The 445-nt window shown below is 43.4% G+C and carries 1 pseudogene; it reads right to left on the bottom strand.

The annotated features are described in order from the left end of the window. Positions 1-142 precede the first annotated feature (142 nt). Positions 143-445 (bottom strand): annotated as a pseudogene (locus Abin_RS15425) (Hint domain-containing protein); the annotation flags it as partial.

Raw genomic sequence — 445 nt, 5'->3', positions numbered from 1 at the left:
AACTCAGGCCGGACAGCCGAAATCCTGTGTGATTACGATCAAGCCTGACGCATAGAATAATTACTGAATGGATTTTAATCATAGGAAAGAGGCTTTCTCTTTACCGAGAAAGCCCCAATTTTATCTGATCTGCTAACAGAGATTAAGCAGACTGCTTCTTCATGTCAGGGTTGGTGTGTGTATTTTCTTCAAATAAATAAGGTCCTGCTGCCAGCACAGTCAAGGAGAGAAGTAAGATCTGGTGAGGAAAAGCTCTTTCTTCTAGCGGAAGAAAGGCATTCCCATTTGTCCAGGCAATGGAACGTTCGCCATTTTCTGAATACCACCCATCCGGTTTTTCTGACGCCAGATGAGTCAAAACTAATTGTTTTTTATTTGCTGTGATGAGAGAAATCGTGCCAATGGCGACCCCAAGTTCACGGCGATCATCAACGAATGGTCCAAT

It is taken from the genome of Acetobacter indonesiensis, from assembly GCF_000963945.1.
In the GTDB taxonomy this organism is placed as follows: Bacteria; Pseudomonadota; Alphaproteobacteria; order Acetobacterales; family Acetobacteraceae; genus Acetobacter; species Acetobacter indonesiensis.
The sequence above is the reverse complement of the archived record's forward strand: the minus strand, read 5'-3'. Positions and strand labels throughout refer to the sequence as shown.